The sequence below is a fragment of the Flavobacterium sp. UBA7680 genome (genome assembly GCF_002482975.1).
In the GTDB taxonomy this organism is placed as follows: Bacteria; Bacteroidota; Bacteroidia; order Flavobacteriales; family Flavobacteriaceae; genus Flavobacterium.
In genome coordinates this window covers 57,864-72,690 of record NZ_DLHA01000018.1, presented here as the reverse complement: position 1 = coordinate 72,690, position 14,827 = coordinate 57,864, and the positions used below count along the sequence as shown (strand labels likewise).

General features: G+C 33.8%; 12 protein-coding genes. 4 read left to right on the top strand and 8 right to left on the bottom strand.

The genetic code is table 11. The annotated features are described in order from the left end of the window. Positions 1–109: 109 nt before the first annotated feature. The 3 genes from era to der all read left to right on the top strand — a co-directional run bounded on the left by era (position 110) and on the right by der (position 3,309). Entirely contained in the window at positions 110–991 is an 882-nt protein-coding gene (gene era, locus B3C18_RS04565; protein WP_291143108.1) for a GTPase Era, read from the top strand. Between the two features lie 135 nt (positions 992–1,126). Then, on the top strand, positions 1,127–1,723 hold the full coding sequence (locus B3C18_RS04560) for a CHAP domain-containing protein (RefSeq protein WP_291143105.1): 597 nt from the start codon (positions 1,127–1,129) through the stop codon (positions 1,721–1,723). A gap of 278 nt (positions 1,724–2,001) precedes the next feature. Beyond that, positions 2,002–3,309 (top strand): ribosome biogenesis GTPase Der, encoded by a 1,308-nt coding sequence (gene der / locus B3C18_RS04555; RefSeq protein WP_291143102.1) that lies wholly within the window; start codon positions 2,002–2,004, stop codon positions 3,307–3,309. Positions 3,310–3,385: 76 nt separating this feature from the next. On the opposite strand, the gene B3C18_RS04550 is transcribed toward der, so the two are convergent. Continuing rightward, positions 3,386–5,257 carry a hypothetical protein gene (locus B3C18_RS04550; protein WP_291143100.1) on the bottom strand — a complete coding sequence of 624 codons (1,872 nt, stop codon included), beginning with the start codon at positions 5,255–5,257 and terminating at the stop codon, positions 3,386–3,388. Positions 5,258–5,600: 343 nt separating this feature from the next. Between B3C18_RS04550 and B3C18_RS04545 the strand changes: the two genes are divergently transcribed. Continuing rightward, positions 5,601–8,363, top strand: coding sequence for an outer membrane beta-barrel protein (locus B3C18_RS04545; protein ID WP_291143098.1), 2,763 nt, complete (start codon positions 5,601–5,603; stop codon positions 8,361–8,363). Positions 8,364–8,482: 119 nt separating this feature from the next. Here B3C18_RS04545 and B3C18_RS04540 read toward each other — a convergent pair whose 3' ends face one another. From B3C18_RS04540 to B3C18_RS04510, 7 genes are all read right to left on the bottom strand, one after another. Then, on the bottom strand, positions 8,483–9,025 hold the full coding sequence (locus B3C18_RS04540; RefSeq protein WP_291143095.1) for a hypothetical protein: 543 nt from the start codon (positions 9,023–9,025) through the stop codon (positions 8,483–8,485). Positions 9,026–9,247: 222 nt separating this feature from the next. Next, positions 9,248–11,794 carry a TonB-dependent receptor gene (locus B3C18_RS04535; RefSeq protein WP_291143091.1) on the bottom strand — a complete coding sequence of 849 codons (2,547 nt, stop codon included), beginning with the start codon at positions 11,792–11,794 and terminating at the stop codon, positions 9,248–9,250. A 253-nt stretch (positions 11,795–12,047) separates the two neighbouring features. Beyond that, a complete protein-coding gene (locus B3C18_RS04530; RefSeq protein WP_053470541.1) occupies positions 12,048–12,461 on the bottom strand; it encodes an RrF2 family transcriptional regulator in 414 nt (137 codons plus the stop codon). A gap of 90 nt (positions 12,462–12,551) precedes the next feature. Next, positions 12,552–13,367 carry a TPM domain-containing protein gene (locus B3C18_RS04525; protein ID WP_291143082.1) on the bottom strand — a complete coding sequence of 272 codons (816 nt, stop codon included), beginning with the start codon at positions 13,365–13,367 and terminating at the stop codon, positions 12,552–12,554. A 3-nt stretch (positions 13,368–13,370) separates the two neighbouring features. After that, positions 13,371–13,808: a TPM domain-containing protein gene (locus B3C18_RS04520; RefSeq protein ID WP_291143079.1), complete on the bottom strand. Its 438-nt coding sequence runs from the start codon at positions 13,806–13,808 to the stop codon at positions 13,371–13,373. Positions 13,809–13,868: 60 nt separating this feature from the next. After that, the gene (locus B3C18_RS04515) at positions 13,869–14,453 is read right to left on the bottom strand and encodes a LemA family protein (protein WP_291143077.1); all 585 of its coding nucleotides are present in this window, start codon (positions 14,451–14,453) and stop codon (positions 13,869–13,871) included. A gap of 34 nt (positions 14,454–14,487) precedes the next feature. After that, the gene (locus B3C18_RS04510; RefSeq protein ID WP_291143074.1) at positions 14,488–14,820 is read right to left on the bottom strand and encodes a MerR family transcriptional regulator; all 333 of its coding nucleotides are present in this window, start codon (positions 14,818–14,820) and stop codon (positions 14,488–14,490) included. Positions 14,821–14,827: the final 7 nt, after the last annotated feature.

Here is a 14,827-nt window from a genome sequence, read left to right as displayed (position 1 = left end):
GGGTGCAAAGATACGCCGATTTTTGGGAAATCCAACGAAAACTTTAAAAAATGTTTTATTTTCTGTATTGAGTTGATATGACTACCTTTGCAAATTAAATATTATGCAAATGTCACATAAAGCAGGTTTTGTAAACATAATCGGGAATCCAAATGTTGGAAAATCGACACTAATGAATGCCTTTGTTGGAGAAAGATTATCAATCATAACATCAAAAGCACAAACAACACGTCATAGAATTCTAGGAATTGTAAATGGCGAAGATTTTCAACTCGTATTATCAGATACTCCCGGAATCATCAAACCCGCTTATGAAATGCAGGAGTCGATGATGAACTTCGTAAAATCGGCTTTTGAAGACGCTGATATTTTAATTTACATGGTCGAAATAGGAGAGCAGGACTTAAAAGATGAAGCTTTCTTTAATAAAATCATTTATGCTAAAATTCCGGTTTTGTTATTATTGAACAAAATCGACAATTCAAATCAAGAACAATTAGAAGAGCAAGTTGGTTTCTGGAAAGAAAAAGTGCCAAACGCTGAAATTTTCCCAATCTCGGCTTTACAGAATTTCAATGTTCCCGAAGTTTTTGGCCGCATTATCGAATTACTTCCAGAATCTCCGGCTTATTATCCAAAAGACCAATTAACAGACAAACCGGAACGTTTTTTCGTAAACGAAACCATTCGTGAGAAAATCTTATTGAATTACAGTAAAGAAATTCCGTATGCAGTAGAAATTGTGACAGAAGAATTTCATGAAGACGAGAAAATTATCAGAATCCGTTCTGTAATTATGGTCGAACGCGATACACAAAAAGGAATTATCATCGGACATAAAGGCGCTGCTCTAAAGAAAGTTGGAACTGATGCCCGTGTAGATTTAGAAAAATTCTTCGGAAAACAAATTCATATCGAACTTTACGTAAAAGTGAATAAAAACTGGAGAAGCAATGCTAATATGCTGAAACGATTTGGTTATAATCAATAATCTAGTTTGGGCGTGCCCCTTCGGGTCGGGCTATCCGTTGCAATCTTTTGTTCCATTTCATTTCACAAAAGGATTTCCACTTCTATCCCTCACGCAAACAAAATTGATAAGAACATTGATTTTATAAGAAAATAAATGAAAGTTAAAAAGACCGCTCTCATCATTATTTCAGTCTTAGTTTTAGGTTATGCAGGATTAAAAGCTGTCAAGAAAATAAATCCAAATTCAGATTATAAAATAGGACAATCTCTGGATAGTTTAAATGGGGTGAAAGTCTATTATAATGGCGGTGTAGATAATGTTTCCGGAAGAAATGTTACAAAAGATAATTACAATTTAGGACTTAAATATCAATGTGTTGAATTTGTAAAACGATATTATTACGAATATTACAATCATAAAATGCCAGATGCTTATGGTCATGCAAAAGATTTTTTTGACCCAAAAGTTAATGATGGTAGTTTGAATTCAAAGAGAAATTTAATTCAATATACAAATCCAAGTAAAAAGAAACCTCAAGTTGGAGATGTGGTGATTTTTTCAGGATCATTATTAAATAGATTTGGGCATGTTGCCATAATTTCTAAAGTTTCTGAAAATGAAGTTGAAATTATTCAGCAAAATCCCGGGCCTTTTAGTGATTCGAGAGAAACTATCACTTTAGAATTTCAAAAAGAGAATTATAAAATAGATAATAAAAGACTGTTGGGCTGGTTAAGAAAAGAAAAATAATTTGTAATAAACTTTTCCTGAAACCGTAAAGCCCTAGCCCTGATAGAAGTGGAAATCCTTTTGTGACGCTTCTTTAGCGGAACAAAAGATTGAAACGGATAGCAGGAAATAGCTCCTAAAAAAGATAAAAGCTGAGGTATTTAGAAACATAGTGATTTAGCCACTTTTTTACCTACCTTTGCAAAAAATTAAAATAAAGCATTTTGGATTACAAGTGATTAGCTTTTTAGGGAACTAAAAATCTGAAATCTAAAATCTAAAATCTAAAATTCAAAAAAATGAATAACATTGTTGCGATAGTAGGAAGACCTAATGTAGGGAAATCAACCCTTTTTAATAGGCTGATACAAAGAAGAGAAGCTATTGTAGATTCAGTATCTGGGGTTACCCGTGATAGAAACTATGGTAAAAGCGAGTGGAACGGAAAAGAGTTTTCTGTAATTGATACCGGTGGATACGTTCGCGGAAGCGATGACGTATTTGAAGGTGAAATACGTAAACAAGTGGAGCTTGCTATCGACGAAGCAGATGTTATTATTTTTGTAGTTGATGTAGAAGAAGGTATTACACCAATGGATGAAACGGTTGCAAAGTTACTTCGTAAAGTAACAAAACCAGTTTTATTGGCTGTAAACAAAGTAGATAACGCAATGCGTGAGAAAGATGCGATTGAGTTTTATAATCTTGGTTTAGGAGATTATTTTACTTTCGCAAGTATTTCTGGAAGCGGAACAGGAGATTTATTAGATGCATTAATTGATGCTTTCCCAGAGAAAGAACCAGTTGAGGTTACAGAAGAATTACCTCGTTTTGCAGTTGTAGGACGTCCTAATGCTGGAAAATCTAGCTTTATCAATGCCTTAATTGGTCAGGATCGTTATATCGTAACTGATATCGCTGGAACAACACGTGATGCAATCGATACAAAATTTGACCGTTTTGGTTTTGAATTTAATTTGGTTGATACTGCCGGAATTCGTCGTAAAGCAAAAGTTAAGGAAGATTTAGAGTTTTATTCGGTAATGCGTTCTGTAAGAGCAATTGAGCATGCTGACGTTTGTATATTAGTAATCGATGCAACTCGTGGTTTTGAAGGGCAGGATCAAAGTATATTTTGGCTGGCTGAGAAAAACCGTAAAGGTGTTGTAATCTTAGTAAACAAATGGGATTTGGTAGAAAAAGATACCATGTCAAGCCGTGATTACGAAGAAAAAATCAAAAAAGAATTAATGCCATTTACAGATGTGCCAATTTTATTCGTTTCGGCTTTAACTAAGCAGCGTTTATTAAAAGCGTTAGAAGCTACGGTTCAGGTTTTTGAAAGTAGAAAACAAAGAATTGCAACTTCAAAATTCAACGAATATATGTTGAAAGTAATCGAAGCTTATCCGCCGCCAGCGACAAAAGGAAAATATGTAAAAATTAAATATTGCATGCAATTGCCAACTCAAACACCTCAATTCGTGTTTTTTGCTAATATGCCACAATACGTTAAAGAACCATACAAAAGATATTTGGAGAATAAAATTCGTGATAACTGGGATTTCGCAGGAGTTCCAATCGATATTTATATCAGAGAGAAATAGATTTTCAAGAATCTTTATCAAAATAAAAAAGCAGTATTTCAAATTCGATATGCTGCTTTTTTGATATAAAATGATTTTAAACATCATAAAAGAATAATTGTTCTAGAGGTGTTCCACCGTCAGAATCGCCATAATCTCCATTATGTTTTCTGGTTGATGAATACAGTTTTAATGTATACGTGCAACGCGTCATATCTGCAGGAGGATTATTTAACTGCGAACTATTGTTAGTTCTTTCATCAACAGCTGGAAGCGCATTGATTACTCCATCCAAAATATCTCTTTCAACCGTATGACTATTATTATTCAAGTGCAGACTACAGCCAGCTAAATATGGGTGATAAACAGTATATCGACCATGAATTGTGCCGCTTATAGGACTGCAAAGACTGCTTTCGTCTAATTCCTTAATAGATAATTTTCTATAGATTGGATTATTATTCATCACAACAGAATTTAATGTTTTTCCGTTTCCGCCAATAACTCCAAAATTATTAGAAGGTTTATCGATCACTTCTCTGATTTCAAATCTGATAGCAAATTTTTCTAGTGGAATTTTACTTCCCGCAGGAATGTTTTGTCCTGCATTTACGCTATTTGGTGGAATACTCGGAGCTGTTGTAAGTGCTGTAGTATTTAGCGAAATCAGCGTATCTTCTTCAATAATATTATAAAGAGCTAAATCGGCAGGAGTTAGGCCCACAGCAATTAAAGTTCTTTCGATAGCATGATTGACATCAAACCAGCCTTCGGCATCAAAATCACTTTGGTCACTCCAAACAAAAATATCGTTAAGAATAAAAGAGAAAACTTTGCGGGTTAGTTTAGAAACTATGCTTGAAGTAAATAATCCAGGAGTTACTCCAACAATTTTGGTAAAATTAGATTCTGGTAAACTAACCGTATTGTTTGGTGCCGTTGTATCGCTCACTCTAAAGCGGTATTCGATTGGGTTTCCTGAACCTGATCTCAGCGCAGCTTGTCCTGTTAATCGTATAACAGAGTATAAAACGTTTTTACCAGCTCCGGCAAAACCATCAGCATCAAAATCATAACTGCTTGATCCGTAAGAGGAACTAAAAGCAGCCCCAATTCCTGTCCACGCACTTGGAAAATTAGGATCGTTTGGATCTACAACATTTACATCAGAACATAAATTTACACATAAACAAAAACCAACATTTTTGCGTGCATCTGCTTTAGTTTCGTCAACTAATTTTGTACCGCCTAATTCCGCTTTAAAATAAACATCAGGCCCGCTTTGAAAAGAGAGAAAACTAGGATCAGTCTCTATGTTTATCCATGGCGATAAAAAAGTCTTTTTAAAATCGGCAGAAGTATAATCAATTCTAAAATGCCCGTTTGAATCCGTTGTTGCCGTTCCTAAATTATCATCCGTTAAAAAATCGGCATCCATTGCCGTAACTTTTGCATTAGCAATGGGTTTATTAGTCTGGCAGTTCATTAAATGACCGCAGATAACCCATGCATCAAAAAAGTGTCCGCGAATATAACACCACCATTTATAAGCAATAGCGTAATTCCATCTGTATTTTTCATCTTTTGCTTGTTTTTCAAGCTCTAAACGCATCGAAAAAGTCGTAATATGCAACTGTACTATTTCATCTCTTTTTGGTTTAGGATGTTTTGGCGGAACAGTGCCGCACACAAAATCAATATCGAAGCTTGCGTCAAGATGGTTTTCACTAACTTCAATTTGAAAATTACCTTCTGCATCTGTTTTTGCTTTATACGCTAGTAATTCTGCTCTTTGTTTTGCTTCTTCTTTTGAAACAAAACGAAATGTATCTTTTGCATTTGATGCTGTATTTGCCGTAGAATCAGCGTTTCTGTATGGATGATAAATTAAAATTTCTACTTCAGATACGGCTTCAAGACAATCTTCACATACATATCCTCTTAAGGAACCTTTAAAAATATTTCTCATGGTAATTGGTTTTAAGTTGCCTACTCTTATCAGTTTTCGACTTTTCTGTCATACTCTGTTTTAGGATTTTCTGAATTCTCCTTTTGGTTGTTGCTGCAAAGTTTTTGTATTTTGATGAAATAGGAGTTAGGTTAAATACTGTTTTTAAAAGGGGAGTTTTACCCTTTTTTGCCGGGTTTAAATTTTTGAAAATCAGATATTTATGTGTTTATGTGAAGCTTTTAAGATATTTTTCGTTACCTTAATAAATCTTAAAATGGCATACTATTTGAATAAATGTAAAAACTACAATTAAACCTTTTCGTTTTTTTGTAGTCTAAACATCTAACTAACCAAATTTTTTATGACTAAGATTTATTCATTTTTATCGTTTTTCTTCCTTTTCGTCTTTACCGCCCATTCGCAGAATGATATTACTATTAGAGGAGCAATTTTAGACGTCAATACCCAATTGCCGCTGGAAATGGCGACAGTTTATTTCACTACAATTAAAGATTCTACCGTTATTGAATATGCCACTACAGATAAAAATGGTGCTTTTAGAATGGACATTAAAAAATATGACAAACCTGTATTTTTGAAGGTAAGTTATATGGGATATCAAACCTATTTTGAAGAATATAAAGGACTTACAGAAAGTAAAGATTTCGGTAAAATATACATGCTTGAAAATGTAAACGCCTTAAATGATGTTGTTATTAAAACAGAAGCTGCGCCTATAACAATCAAAAAAGATACTTTAGAATTTAATGCGGCGTCTTATAAAGTCCGTCCAGATTCTAATGTCGAAACTTTACTGAAACAATTGCCCGGATTTGATGTCGATAATGATGGAAAAATTACCGTAAACGGGCGAGAGGTCAATCAGGTTTTAGTAAATGGAAAAACTTTTTTTGATAAAGACGGAGCCATTGCCGTTAAAAATTTACCGGCAGATATTATAAAAAAGATTCAGGTTTCTGATTTTAAAACCAAGAAAGAAGAATTGGCTAAACAAGAATCAACTTCAGATTTTTCGAGTATTAATATTACCATTGATGAAAAGAAAAACAAAGGTTATTTTGGAAAAATAATGGGCGGTTATGGTACAGATGATCGTTATGAAGCCAATGTCAACCTCAATTATTTTAATAATAAACAAAAAATAAGCTTACTGGCTTCCTCCAATAATATAAACGCAACCGGATTTTCTATGGATGATGTTTTTGATAATATGGCGGGCGGCAGAAACAGCAGCGGAAGAGGTGGAAGTACAAGTTCTGGCGGAAGCGGAAAAGGAATTACACAATCAAATTTAGTTGGACTTAATTATTCTGACGACTGGACGAAAGACCTGCTGGCGATGGGAAGTTATAATTTTTCGAATTCGATTAATAATAACGATAGCAAATCGAATCAGCTTAGTTTTTTACCGACTGGGAATATTATTACAGAGGCCGAATCTAAAACAAGAAATGAAAGCACCGGAAACAATGTCAATTTTGAATTAGAATATAAAATTAATCCAAGTATGCGAATTGTTGTGGCACCAAAGCTGAATCAATCGCGTACGAACAGCAATTCGACTTCATCAAGTTCTTCTGAAGATGAAAACGGAAATGCGTTAAACGAAAGCAATTCTAAATCATATTCTGAAAGTGACAATTTTAATTTTGGAAATATGATCAATTTCAATAAAACTTTCGAAAAGAAATCTCGAAATCTAAGTTTTGTTTTTACCAATAATAATACAAGTACGGATACTAATGGTTTGAACCTTTCTGAAACAATTTTCCACCAGGATAATCAGCCGAATGACGAAAGAAATCAAACTACAAAACAAAAAAACAGCAGCGACGCTTATTCTGCAGATATCGAATATACAGAACCAATAACTGATTCTTTAAGAGTGAGATTTGGATCTGATTTTGATTGGAATAGTTCTGTAAACGATCAAAAGACTTTTAATTTCAATCCTGATACACAAGAATATAGTGATTTAAATTTGTCTTTGAGTAACTATACAAGTTCGATACAAAATTCGGTTACACCAAAAGCCGGAATTACACTGCAAAAAAACAAGTTTACATTAAATCTTGACAGTAGAACTTCAATCGTAAATTTTAATAATCATTCGTTGTATTTAAACAATGCGACCGATTTAAGTAAAAAATATGCATTGCCATTTGCGACTGCGCTATTTAGATACAAGTTTACACGTTCTAAAAATTTATCCATTAAATATGATTATTCAAATGCACTGCCGTCTGCAACGCAGTTAATGCCTGTTGTGAACCTTAATAATCCGCTGAATACTATTGTCGGAAATCCAAATTTACATCCGATAGAAAAAAGCAGTGTAAATTTCAATTTCAAAAATTACGATTTCCGCTCGCGTTCTGGTTACAGTTTATATTTAAAAGGAGATTATTATGATAATGATATCGTGTCGACTTCTATTTATGACGAAAGCGGAAAAAGAAATACAACTTATGTAAATATTTCTGGCGTTTATAATGCATCTATTGGCGCAAACTGGAATCAGTCGGTAAAAAGAGGAGCACATACTTTAAGATACGGTTTAGGATTAAATGCTGGTTATACTTTTGACAAAGGATTTACAAATGCTGTTTTATACAATGCAAAATCAACTTCGATTACTCCAAAGGTTTATTTATCATATGATTATGGAGAAATATTGACTATTGCACCATCTTATAATTTGTCATACAATCAGTCGAAATATGAAAATTATTCAAGAGATGCAACTTCAAATGTGGTACACCGAATCAATTTACAGACAACAACGTACTGGCCAGAAAATTTAATCTTCGGAAATGATTTCGGATACACTTATAATTCGAATATTTCGGGAGATTTCAAAAAAGATTTTTATCTATGGAACACTAGTTTATCGTACGGATTTTTTGATAAAAAGCTTTACGCAAAAGTAAAAGTATATGATGTTTTAAATCAAAATTTAAGTGCTACAAGAACGATTTCTGCAACTGCAATTCGCGATGAAGAAAACACTGTTTTAAGACGTTACGTAATGTTTTCTCTGGCATATAAAATCGGAAACTTTACTGGTTCTGAAAAAGGAGGGAAAAGAAGGCAGAGAGAATAGGTTTTTTTGAGGTTCAGAGGCTTAAAGAGACAAAGGTTCAAAGTAACAAAGTGACAGAGGAATACAAAAAACTCGGATCAAATTTTAATTTGATCCGAGTTTTTTGTAAAATCTAAAATCTAAATTGTAGAACAATACTTTGATTCGAAAAAGATGACTTTACTATTTAAGTTTAAAAAAGATTCCAGCTGCGGTATGATTTCCATTTCTAAAAAGCGTACTTCGGGATTGGATTTATTTTCGTTTTTAATGCTGGATGTTAATTTGATCTTTTTAATTTTTTTGTTTTCCTTAGAAGTAAGAACATAATGATAACTCATTGATCCGGATTTTGATACAATATCTATAACATTATTCAGGGAAATCATTTTCTTTTTACCCCACAATGTAATTTTGTACAAAGCGTTTTCTGTTTTGTCAAAAATAAATGTCGTTTTATTTTTAATCACGAATTTATAAATGCCATTAAAAATTAAAACAGCACTTATAAGAATTGAGAAAATAAATCCGATTTTAAAATCACTCAAGTGTGATAAAACAGACCCAGAAACCAAAACTAAAATTCCTGATATACATTTTAAAATGATATTTGACTTTACGTACCAATAAGGATTGTACGACATTTGATTATCTGAAACTGTAAAATTGTAATAATTCTGCATTTAGTATTTCGGTTATATTGCTAATTATCTTCCAACTAGAAGAAGAATAATTGCCTAAAACACTAAATTCAACGTTTAAGACAGAACAACATACCTCTATAGGTTTTTAAAATAACAGTTTAAGGTAAATTATGCTTTCAAAAAGTATTTTGCAAAAAAAACGAGATACGCTTTTAAGCGCATCCCGTTAATTCAGTTTTTAGTTTTAATTCTTAATTTATTTTATAAGTTGTATTTCAATGTGATTCCGTAAGTTCTTTGGTCACCTAATACACCAGCATATTGTCCTGCGTTACCTCCTGCAGGCAATAACTGCTCATAATAATCTTTATTTAAAAGGTTACGTCCCCAAAAGTGAACAGATAAACCTTGAGATGCACGGAAACCTAAACGAGCATTAAAAATTGCATAGCCTTGTACAACTAAATATTTTGAAGCCGAAGGGCTTGAAGAAAATTCAGAACGAGCATAAGAATCAATAGCAAGGAAAACTTTTCCAGCGTTTCCAAAGAATCTTGCACTATCAGAAAGCTCTCCGCCTAAAGATCCTGCCCATCTTGAAGCACCCGGAAGATTAGTTCCAGAAACATCTTTGAAAGATACCGGAGCTCCAGTTTCTTCTAACGGAAGCGGTGCATTAGTGAATTTTTCATAAATAGCATCTGTATAAGTTGCAGCACCATTTATCGTTAAATGAGAACTTACTACAAAACTTGCATCTAATTCAACACCTTGTACACGTACTTTATCTGCATTAGCAAGATAACCACGGTTTACACCCAATTCAGCAGCCTGAACGTTAGTTTGAAAATCTTTAATGTCTGTTTTAAACGCAGCAATATTGAAGATTGAATTTTTGAAAGGAGAAGTTTTTACCCCAACTTCATAATGATATACTTTTTCAGGTCTAATAACAGCAAGATCTAATAAAGGAGCGCCTTTAGAATCTGTTGGAAGACCCGCAACGTTTACACCAACCGGTTTGTAGCTTTTTGCAAAAGTTCCATAAGCATTGATTCTGTCATTTGCTTTGAAAGTAACCGTTATGTTTCCAGAAAAGTCAGTGTTATCTGTACTTGAATCAAAAGCCTGATCAGAATAAACTAATTTTTTCAACGCTAACAATGCCGGATCAGTAGTTTGTAAACCTCCGTATGTTGTACGAGCGTAATGCGCGTCTTTTTTGTCAAAGTTATATCTTAAACCTGGTAAAACGTGTAACCAATCTGTAATTGCCCAGTCAATTTGTCCAAATACCGCAGCACTCGAAGCTCTGATTCTTGCATCAGTTTTGATTCCGTATCCTTCAAAAAGCCCCGGAGTTTTCCATAATGCGCTAGTAGTGCTTTGAGAAAATCTCCATTGTGCGTTTCCAGATTCTTCTGTTCCATCCGTTTGAGATGTTTGATCAATAAAGAATACTCCGGCAACACCACTAATTTTAGATGTTAACTGTCCTGCGTAACGAACCTCTTGTGTAATTTGAGTTTGTCTTGTTGGGTTTTGAGATTTAGCTAATACTTGTAATCCTGTAAAATCTCTGTCATTTGACGGATCCCAATTCCAAAAACGCCATGCAGTTGTAGAAGTAAGAGTTCCGCCTCCAATTTTTGTATCAACATTTAAAGATAAACCTCCCATATCCTGATTAGAACGCCAAGGTGTATCCTGATCAATTCTACGATCAAATGCATTTTGACTTGGAAGCTGATAATTTAAATCTTTAATAATAGCATCAAATTGACGATAAGCCGCTCTTTGAGTTGGAGCAACACCAGCAACAACTTGTGCATAACCATCAGGACGCTGCGTTGTAATATCAGCCGCAAATATAACGTTAGTATTTACAGTTGGAGTCCAAAGTAACTGACCTCTAATACCTTGATTGTTTAATGTATTGGTAGACCTTCCAGTTGCAACATTATCCACTAAACCATCACGTGATGTACCTGAGAAAGATAATCTACCTGCAACTTTGCTTCCTAAAGCACCAGTAACAGAAGCTTTAGCCTGTAAGAAGGAGTAATTTCCGTAGCTCACTTCAAAGTCAGCACCTGATGTAAAACTTGGTTTGCGAGTTGTAATATTGAATGCTCCAGAAGTTGTATTTTTTCCGAATAAAGAACCTTGTGGTCCACGTAAAACCTCGATTTGTTCTACGTCGATAAAGTCAAGAGTTGTCGCAGCCGGACGAGCGTAGTAAACACCGTCAACATAAAATCCAACTCCCGGATCGATACCGTCATTTGTTAAACCAAATGGAGAACCTAAACTTCTAATATTGATACCTGTATTTCTTGGATTTGAAGAATAAAGCTGAACCGAAGGAACTAATTCTTTAATACGGTTTACGTTAAAAGCTCCTGTTTGTTCTGCTTGTTTTCCTGTAATAACAGAAATGGCAATTGGCACATCCTGAACTTTTTCAATTCTTCTTCTTGAAGAAACGACAACTTCAATAAGTTCGTTTTCTTCTTTAAGTAAAACCTGAATAGGATTTACAGGGATTGAAGTAACTTCAATTTCAGATGTTGTATAACCAACATACTGAACTAAAAGTGTTATTGGTAATCTTCCTTTTGAATCGATTGTAAATTTACCGCTGTTATCTGTAACAGCACTTGTTGTAGTTCCTTTAATTACCACGTTTACGGCTTCTAAAGGTACGTTTTCGCTTGTTGTAACTACACCTTCAATGTTTTGTGCAAATGAAATAGAGAAGGTTAAAAAGAATAAAATTGTAAGTATATTTTTAGTAGAATTTTTCATGTTTTATAGTAAGTATATATGATTAGTAGAATTTAAAATAAAATTTTTTTAAATCAACAGCACATACACATCATAGATGAATTTCTTTTTACAGAAGCAGAAAGCTTTGTTTGTTTATTTTGCAAAAGTTTTGATACACTCGATCGTCTAAAATGTACTTTCATGTTAAAATTTTTGTAAATGGTTAGTTAATTATTTTGTGCAAATATAAATATTAATTCTATCGATTTACTAGGAATTAGAAAATATTTTTTTATTTATTTACTAATGAAGCGATTGTGATGCCTTCCATAGCCTTCAAAGTTTTATCTCTAATAAGCATTAAACCGTGACGCAGACTGCATTCAGACTCGGTTTTACAATCAGAGCAAGGCTCGTAAAAATTTAAAGAAGCACATGGCAAAAGTGCAATTGCACCGTCAAATAATCGGTGAATTTCTGCCAAAGTGATGTCATTTTTTGATTTTATCAGGTAATATCCGCCAAATTTCCCCTGTTTACTGCTCACAAAACGTCCTCGTTTTAAGTCTAATAAAATCTGTTCTAAAAACTTTTTAGGAATGTTAGCGCCATCAGCAATTTCTATAGTTCTAGAAATGTGATTTTCGTCTTGTTCTGCTAAATAAAGTAAGGCCTTAAGGGCGTATTTCGCTTTATGTGATAACATCTATATTGAATTGTAAATTGTAAAAATAAGATTTTTTAAACATGAATCCTAACTTGAAACCTGAAACAAAGAAAACTTGAAGCAAAATTCCTACCAGCTTCCGCCAGAACCTCCTCCAGAGAATCCGCCGCCGCCAAATCCACCGCCGAAACCTCCGCCTCCGCCAGATGATCCTCCGCCAAAACCTCCAAATCCACCGCCGCTGCTTCTGCCGAGACTGCTTAAAAGGATTACATCCATTAGACTTGGACCGCCGCCACTGCTGCCAGAATTTCCACCTCCTCTTTTGCCGCGAGAAAGTAAAATTAAAACAATTACAACAATAACGATAAATGGAAGTATAGGAAAGTCTTTTCCTTTAGATTGTTTGCGTTCGCCTTTATATTTGCCTTTAAAAACATCAAAAAGTGCATCGGCACCTTTATCAAGTCCGCGATAATAACTTCCTGCTTTAAATTCAGGGATAATAATATTTCGGGTAATTTCCCCTCCAATTCCTGCCGTTAAACGATCTTCTAATCCGTAACCAGGCGAAATCCAGATTCTTCTTTCGGCTTTAGCCAATAAAATTAAAACCCCATTATCTTCTTTTGCTTGTCCAATTCCCCATTCCTGAGCCCATTTTGGAGTAAGAATTCCAATATCTTCGCCTTTTAAGCTTTCGATAGTAATGACTACAATTTGAGTGGAAGTAGAATCAGAATAACGAACTAATTTTTCTTCTAACTGCGTTTTTTCAGAAGCACTTAAAACATTTGCGTAGTCATAAACAGAAGTTTGAAAATCAGGTTTTTTTGGAATATCGAATTGAGCAAAAATGTTATTGCTGATAAAAAGCGTGATAAACAAAAGAGTAAACTGAAAAATTCTATTGGAATTTAAAATTTTATTATTGGAATTTTTCATTATTTATCCTTTTGAGATTTCGTTAGATAATTCGTTTGTATCGTCTGCTAATGAAGGAAAATGTTTTTTAAGTTGTTCTCCGGCATTCAAAATACCATCAACAATTCCCTGTTTAAAGTTACCAGATTTAAAATGATTGGTCATAATGTCTTTGGTACAATCCCAAAAATCATCAGCAACTAAATCATCGATTCCTTTGTCTCCGCAAATTACGAAGTTTTTATCATCAACTGCAAAATAGAGCAATACACCATTTTTTAGTCTGGTTTCATGCATTCGCAATTCATGAAAAACTTCTAAAGCCCGGTCATAATGAGCTTTAGAAGTTGTTTTTTCTATATGAACCCTAATTTCGCCAGAAGTATTATTTTCGGCCATGCGAATAGCTTCAACAATTTCCTGCTCTTCTGCTTTGGTTAAAAAATCTTCTACTTTTGACATGTGAAATATTTTAGAGTTTAGATTTGTGATTTTAGATTATTTTCTAAAAATATTAAATTCTTAGAATTTTACTTCAACTGGTTTGTCTGCTCCGGTAGAAGCTTCGAAGTATGGTTTTTCTTTGTATTCGCTCAGGAACCAGTTGTTTGGAATTTTTAAAACATATCCATTATAAGTTTGTACAGATTCGTTAAAACGAGTTCTAGCTGTTAAAATCTGATTTTCTGTACTTGCTAATTCATCTTGTAATTTCAAGAAATTCTCGTTTGCTTTCAATGTTGGATATTGCTCCACAGAAACCAATAATTTTGATAAAGATGAAGTTACACCACTTTGAGCCTGATTGAATTGTGCCAATTGCTCTGGAGTTACATTACTTGGATCAATAGTTACAGAAGTCGCTTTTGCACGAGCTTCGATTACTGCTGTTAAAGTTGATTTTTCAAAATCAGCAGCACCTTTTACCGTGTTTACTAAATTCCCAATAAGGTCATTTCTTCTTTGGTAAGCTGTTTGTACGTTACCCCATTCTTTACTTACAGCTTGACTGTGCTGTAAAGCAGTATTTTTAATTCCAATCGACCAAAATGCGATAATAGCAATAAATGCGATAATAATTCCTACAGGGATTAACCACTTTTTCATATTTGTTTTGATTTAAGTTTATTTCTATTTTTAATTACAATTCGTTTTTGATGTCGTTTAATTGTGTTTTAATGGTCTCTAATTTACGTATTATTTCGAATTTATCTAATGTTTTCTTCTGACCTTCTTTTAAATGTGTTTTGGCTCCTTCAAGCGTAAAACCTCTTTCTTTAACTAAATGATATATCAATTGCAGATTGGTTACATCCTCTGGAGTAAACATTCTGTTGCCTTTGGCGTTCTTTTTTGGTTTTAGAATATCAAATTCGCTGTCCCAAAATCGTATCAAGGATGGATTGACATTAAAAGCTTTGGCAACTTCGCCAATGCTGTAATATCTTTTATCTTTTGAAAGCTCAATATGCATGTTTTTT

Bases quoted from the DNA above. Each gene is read 5' to 3' on its own strand.
- B3C18_RS04535 (WP_291143091.1), bottom strand. From the start codon at position 11,794: ATGAAAAATTCTACTAAAAATATACTTACAATTTTATTCTTTTTAACC.
- B3C18_RS04525 (WP_291143082.1), bottom strand. From the start codon at position 13,367: ATGAAAAATTCCAATAATAAAATTTTAAATTCCAATAGAATTTTTCAG.
- B3C18_RS04560 (WP_291143105.1), top strand. From the start codon at position 1,127: ATGAAAGTTAAAAAGACCGCTCTCATCATTATTTCAGTCTTAGTTTTA.
- era (WP_291143108.1), top strand. From the start codon at position 110: ATGTCACATAAAGCAGGTTTTGTAAACATAATCGGGAATCCAAATGTT.
- B3C18_RS04515 (WP_291143077.1), bottom strand. From the start codon at position 14,453: ATGAAAAAGTGGTTAATCCCTGTAGGAATTATTATCGCATTTATTGCT.
- B3C18_RS04510 (WP_291143074.1), bottom strand. From the start codon at position 14,820: ATGCATATTGAGCTTTCAAAAGATAAAAGATATTACAGCATTGGCGAA.
- der (WP_291143102.1), top strand. From the start codon at position 2,002: ATGAATAACATTGTTGCGATAGTAGGAAGACCTAATGTAGGGAAATCA.
- B3C18_RS04545 (WP_291143098.1), top strand. From the start codon at position 5,601: ATGACTAAGATTTATTCATTTTTATCGTTTTTCTTCCTTTTCGTCTTT.
- B3C18_RS04550 (WP_291143100.1), bottom strand. From the start codon at position 5,257: ATGAGAAATATTTTTAAAGGTTCCTTAAGAGGATATGTATGTGAAGAT.
- B3C18_RS04520 (WP_291143079.1), bottom strand. From the start codon at position 13,808: ATGTCAAAAGTAGAAGATTTTTTAACCAAAGCAGAAGAGCAGGAAATT.
- B3C18_RS04530 (WP_053470541.1), bottom strand. From the start codon at position 12,461: ATGTTATCACATAAAGCGAAATACGCCCTTAAGGCCTTACTTTATTTA.
- B3C18_RS04540 (WP_291143095.1), bottom strand. From the start codon at position 9,025: ATGCAGAATTATTACAATTTTACAGTTTCAGATAATCAAATGTCGTAC.